The sequence below is a fragment of the Sphingorhabdus sp. genome (assembly GCF_029865925.1).
Taxonomy (GTDB): domain Bacteria; phylum Pseudomonadota; class Alphaproteobacteria; order Sphingomonadales; family Sphingomonadaceae; genus Sphingorhabdus_B.
This window is the reverse complement of sequence record NZ_JARXAI010000025.1, coordinates 1-5694: the sequence shown is the minus strand read 5'-3', so window position 1 is coordinate 5694 and position 5694 is coordinate 1. Positions and strand designations below refer to the sequence as shown.

The following is a 5694-nucleotide window of genomic DNA, read 5'->3' as shown; positions in this document are numbered from 1 at the left end:
GTGTTCGGTGACGCCAAAATGACCACAGCCCTCCTCGATCGACTTACGCACCACTGCCACATCCTTGAGACCAGGAATGACAGCTTCCGCTTCCGCGCCAGTGCCGCAGCGCCCAAAAACAGAAAGGAAAAACCAACCTCTTGACCCAAAACCCGCAACGCGGGATATGACAACCACCCGGGTCAATTCTCAGTGAAAATAACGGGTCACTTCTCAACGACAATCAACACTCAGTCTGCAGGCCTCGGCTACATGGGTCGACGCCAACATCACCACCGACTTGTGCAAATTCGCCAACCCTACGCTGGACTGTTCGCTGTCCAACGCCAACGGCGACCCTAATTCAACGACCGCCCCTGCGGGCACAAGGTTTCCCAATTCGCCCCGCTTCAAGGCGGCTGCGACTGGCCGCTACGAATTCGACCTCGGCGTCTTCGAGGCGAGCCTGCAGGGCTCGCTGCTGCATCAGACCTCATCACAGCCCTCCGTCGACACCGCAGAGGCCGCGCTGCTGGGTACGCAGACTGCCTACACCACGGTCGACCTCTCGGCCGGCCTCAGGCGCGACCGCTGGTCGCTCACGCTCGCGGCGCAAAATCTTTTCGACGAGCGTGGCCAACAGGTCCGCACTGCCAGCTGCGCCATCGCGCTTTGCGGGCCTAGTGCCATACAGGTCTTCCCCATCCGCCCGCGCCTAATTTCCCTCCGCCTTGCCTGGCGTTACTAGGACTACCCATGAGCCTCCTTTCCCGGATTTTCCTCGCGCTGGCCCTACTCGCGCAGTTTGCAGAACCAGTTACTGCCGCCGATTCCAGCCCGCGGCTGGTCCTCATCACGCTCGACGGCGTTCGCTGGCAGGACGTGTTCCGGGGCCCGGATCCGGTGCTGACGGAAAACAGCCACTACACCCACGAAGATCTGAAGGAATCAGTACAGAAGGCCTGGATCGAGGTCCCTGACCGCGGGGCGGCCCTAATGCCATTCCTGCACGAGGCGGCGCGGACTGGCGGAATTCTCTTCGGCAACCGCGACAAGGGCGAATGCATGAAAGTCGTCAACGACATGTGGTTCTCCTACCCCGGCTACAACGAGATCTTGACCGGAAGGCCCGACAACCGCATCACCAGCAACGACAAGATCTACAACCCCAACGTCACTTTTTTGGAATGGTTGAACCGTCAGCCCGGCTTCGAGGGCCAAGTCACAGCATTCGGCACTTGGGACGTGTTCCCGTACATAATCAACGACAAGCGCAGCGGCGTGCCAGTCAACGCCGGCCTCGGGAACCGCTTTCCAACAGACACCCTCACTGCCCGGCTAGCGCTTCAAACTCTGCGCAAGTCCAAGCCGCGGGTGCTTTATATCGGTATGGGCGATACCGACGAGCTCGCCCATGCTGGCAACTACGAACAGTATCTAGCCGCCGCCAACCGCACCGACGATTTCATACGCACGATCTGGGAAACCATTGAGGCGGATCCGGTCATGCGTGGCAAGACTACGCTCATTGTCACCACCGACCATGGCCGTGGTGAAGCCGCGGATGAGACCTGGACCGAGCATTCCAGTAAAACTTACCTCGAAATGTACCCGACCTATTTGCGCGACTATACCAAGACAGGTATCATTGGCTCCGATGCCATCTGGTTCGCGGCCATCGGTCCTGGCGTCAAACCTGGCTCCCCGCCGGCTTCGAAGAACGTTACCGCAGTTGGCGCCTGCGCCACCCAGAGCCAGATAGCAGCCAGCGCGTTGTCGGCACTTGGCATAGACTGGCGCCGTTTCGATCGCAACGCCGGTATGCCGCTGCCGCAATTCGCTCCCTAAGCGCTACAGAGAGCGTGCGGGCATACTTTGACAGGGTCCTGTCAGACTAAAATTGCAGGCGGGGTTCGGCGCTGGTAAAACGGTGAAATGACCATGCCCGCCAACCCGTTTCGTTGTTTCAATTCGTCGCCAGAGGTGATCCGGCTCGTGGTCATGATGTATGTACGGTTCCCGCTCAGCCTGCGGAACGTCGAGGATCTGTTGTTCGAACGGGGCATCGACATTTGTCACGAGACAGTGCGGCTGTGGTGGAATCGGTTTGGTCCGCTGTTTGCGGCAGAAATCCGTCGCCAGCGCCAATGCCGAATGCGGGGTTTCCGGCATTGGCGCTGGCACGTTGACGAGGTGTTTGTGAAGATCAACGGCGAGCACCATTATTTGTGGCGAGCGGTCGATCACGAAGGCGAGATCCTGGAAAGCTACGTTACCAAAAAGCGCGATAAAGCAGCGGCTTTGGCCTTTCTGAAGAAGGCTCTGAAGCGTCACGGTCGGGCCGAGACGATCGTTACTGACGGACTCCGATCATACCCCGCCGCGATGCGCGAACTCGGCAACGGTGATCGCCGCGAGATGGGTCGCTGGATGAACAACCGGGTCGAGAACTCGCATCTTCCATTCCGACGACGAGAGCGGGCGATGCTGCGGTTCCGGCGGATGAAATCGCTGCAGAAATTCGCCTCGGTGCACGCCTCGCTGCACAACCATTTTAACTCGGAACGTCACCTCGTCAACCGCGAACCCTACAAGGCCCGTCGCTCAGTCGCCCTGGCCGAGTGGCAATCGCTCGCCGTCTAAAGTCGATGTTGTGGGCCCTAGTGCGCCAATCGGAGACGAGTGGCGATTAAACTGACAGCACCATGGAGGGTGCTATCACCTTAGCTTTGCTATTACATCCCCGAACAGCTTATCATCACTGGGTAAATCCTTCGGCGTCACCAAAGGCTTGGAAACCCAAGTTTCATTGATAAGATCGCGCCAGGTGATGTTATTGTTGGTACCGTTCCCGCCCCACGAACCGCAGCCGAGCGAAAAGGTTTGGCGCATCCCGTTCCACAAATTGCCACTGTTCGATGCCGCTTGCGGCTGATTAACCATCACGCGGCTCGTGCGCGTGGCATTGGCCAGTTTCATGATGTTGGCATCTGATCGGGAATAGATGCCACAGCTATGACCCTGTCCCTGATAGGCTTGGATCGCGTTTGTGAGGAAGATCGCTTCGTCGATGTCTTTCGCACGGTACAGTGCCATCGTCACTGTCATCTTCTCGCCAGAAAAGGGATGATCTGCACCATAGCCAGTTTCGGGAACGATAAAGAATTGCGTTCCATCGGGGATATTGAAGCCTGCAAAATCGGCAATGAACTGAGGCGTCTGCGCCACAACCTTGGCATTGATATGGCCATCTTCCCAAAGCACGTTCTGCAACTTCGCTTTCGCGTCCGCACCAAGGATATGTCCACCCTTGGACTGCAACTTGGCAAGCATTTCGTCATAAATTGCGTCGAGCAGGATCACCGCATTATCCGATGAACAGCTTGCAGCAAGATCAAGCGTTTTTGACATGCGGATTTTTTCTGCGGCATCATCAAGATCTGCGGTATCGTCTACGGTGATCACCGCATTGCCCGCACCAACACCTAGAGCCGGCGTCCCGCTGGAATAAGCGGCCACTACCATCGCGCTGCCACCAGTGGCGAGAATACGGTCACACTGGATCATCAGTTCGTTTGTTTTGTTGACCGATGGAATATCGATGCTGATCACCAAATCGGCAGGCGCGCCCATTTTCACAATCGCTTCGCGCATCAAATCGCAGATCAACTTGTTAGTCAATTTTGCGCGCGGGTGCGGAGCTACAATGATCGAGTTGCGGCCCTTAACTGCTGAGATCGCCTTGATGACTGGCGTCGCTTCGGGATTAGTGGAGGGAGAGAGCGCGCCGATTACACCAACAGGCTTGGCAATTTTGACGATGTTGCGAGCGGTATCTTCTTCGATTACGCCGACGGATTTATCGTCGATAATATCAAACAAAGTCGCGCGGGTTTTGCGGAAAATCTTGAGGAACTTGCCATCGTAATTGCCAAGCTGCGTCTCATCGACTGTATGCTGGGCGATCTTTTCCGCAACCCCCGGCTTCGCCACCGCCCACACCATCGCACGGATCAGTGCGTCGACTTGCGCTTGAGTGTAATGCTCAATCTGCGCTTGGGCCGCACGCGAACGAGCGACTAGTGCGGCAACTTCTGCAGCGTCGCTATTTTCGACGGGATGCTCAAGGGTTGCTGCATGGGCCATGGAATCCACTCCTAAAATTTACTAAACTATTGTTTGTGCTTGATATGATTTAACCGCGACCGTGCCTAAACCCCTATAAACCTGCTGACAAGATGCAAATTTGCATTATGCACCCGTCTTTTTGTAGTTTAGTAGAAACGTGCACTTGGATGAATTTCGCGTCGCGCCAGCGACGGTCTTAAGGTGGCGTAGTACGGATGTAGATGCTCGCTTGTGCGAGCGACTGTTCCGACTGTTGTAATCCATCCGCACCTGATCGAGAAATGATATTTCGACGTCAGTGAAGCCGATGAGGTTGCCTTTCCTGTCTCCAGCTTGCGCCTCCAGCTCTGAGCCTCGGTGATGGCGGGCGGCGGCTATAACGGCTTCCCATCCAGTGCTCGAGTTGAGCCGCAAACGATGCGGTCTAACGCGTCGTAAACTTCAGCCCAATCCACAAGATGCGGGGCGTGCCTAGGTCGATTGACGTGTCAACCTTGCGCGTCACCACCGCTTCATTGAAGATATTTTCGACACGCCCCGTCAATGCAACCTGCGTTGTAAGCGGGATTTGTGCGAAGCCGTCCAAGGTCAGCGCGGACGGTAGCGTGTTGCTCTCCAGATCATCCTCAAACTGCGCACCGACATAGCGCGCGGTTGCCGATAGGACGGCCCCTGCATTTGGCGTCCAGCGGACCGTTGCGTTGGCGGCATGACGCGGGCTTTGTGCGGGGGAGAGACCGTTAAGCGTAATCGCGCTGCCCGATGCCCTTACTTGACTGTCGCTAAAGGCGTAGGAACCCGAAATGGTCACATCCCCGAATACGGCCTCGCCCGAAAGTTCAACGCCCTTCGCGACGACGGCATCGACATTGCCGCGCTGCCGCAAATTCTTACTAATCGTGATATTGGCTATAGCTTCATTCAGCTGGTTGTAGAATAGGGTTGCGCCAAACGAGACGCCATTGGCTGAGCGGATATCGAAACCAGCCTCAAGACCGCGCAGTTTTTCCACATTCAATGCTGGATTGGCGCGGGTGGCGACGGGTAACACGGTAAAAGGCCGGTACAGTTCATTCAACGTCGGCAAGCGAAAGCCTGTGTAGGCCGCCGCACGCAAGGCAACGCCATCTCTTGCGGCATAGAGCGCGCCGATACGCGCGCTTGTCTGCCAGCTTGCGCGATTAGCAAATTTGTCATCGCGCACCACCGTGCCATTCGCGCTGCGCTCAGCAAAAAAGCCATTTTCGATGGTCCAGCGGTCTGCGCGTAGGCCACCTGTCAGCGTCAATGCGCGGATATTCCAATCATTCTCCGCAAAGATGCCAAAGGTCGCTGTATTACCACCTGCATTTCGGCGCGCCGTGACAAGGCCAGTGACTGCGCTATAGGCATCTTCAAATAACACACCGTCCGACATTCGTGCATCCGCACCGATGCGTAATTGCCGGTCGCTGCCAACAGGCGGTCGGATTTCGATTTTCCCACCCAATCCGGTGGAGGGCGTATTCCTTTGGTCAAGCGTCTTGCGCAAGGATGTGGCGCTGATGACGATATTATTAAAATTGCGTGCCTGCACATAAGCAAGCG

At 56.6% G+C, this 5694-nt stretch carries 6 protein-coding genes; 4 read left to right on the top strand and 2 right to left on the bottom strand.

All coding sequences use genetic code 11. From position 1 onward, the window contains the following. The 4 genes from QE270_RS02440 to QE270_RS02425 all read left to right on the top strand — a co-directional run. The coding region (locus QE270_RS02440) for an ATP-binding protein (RefSeq protein WP_300034641.1) at positions 1-144 on the top strand (144 nt) is incomplete at its 5' end. 91 nt (positions 145-235) lie between these two features. Continuing rightward, complete coding sequence (locus QE270_RS02435) at positions 236-727, top strand: TonB-dependent receptor (RefSeq protein WP_300034638.1); 492 nt, start codon at positions 236-238, stop codon at positions 725-727. 8 nt (positions 728-735) lie between these two features. Further along, complete coding sequence (locus QE270_RS02430; protein WP_300034632.1) at positions 736-1827, top strand: alkaline phosphatase family protein; 1092 nt, start codon at positions 736-738, stop codon at positions 1825-1827. A 93-nt stretch (positions 1828-1920) separates the two neighbouring features. Further along, positions 1921-2622, top strand: coding sequence for an IS6 family transposase (locus QE270_RS02425; protein ID WP_300034635.1), 702 nt, complete (start codon positions 1921-1923; stop codon positions 2620-2622). Positions 2623-2697: 75 nt separating this feature from the next. Here QE270_RS02425 and QE270_RS02420 read toward each other — a convergent pair whose 3' ends face one another. Together QE270_RS02420 and QE270_RS02415 are read right to left on the bottom strand one after the other, a co-directional pair. Continuing rightward, on the bottom strand, positions 2698-4125 hold the full coding sequence (locus QE270_RS02420; protein WP_300034629.1) for an aldehyde dehydrogenase family protein: 1428 nt from the start codon (positions 4123-4125) through the stop codon (positions 2698-2700). A gap of 406 nt (positions 4126-4531) precedes the next feature. After that, positions 4532-5694: TonB-dependent receptor (locus QE270_RS02415; RefSeq protein WP_300034626.1), on the bottom strand; the 1163-nt coding region annotated here is incomplete at its 5' end.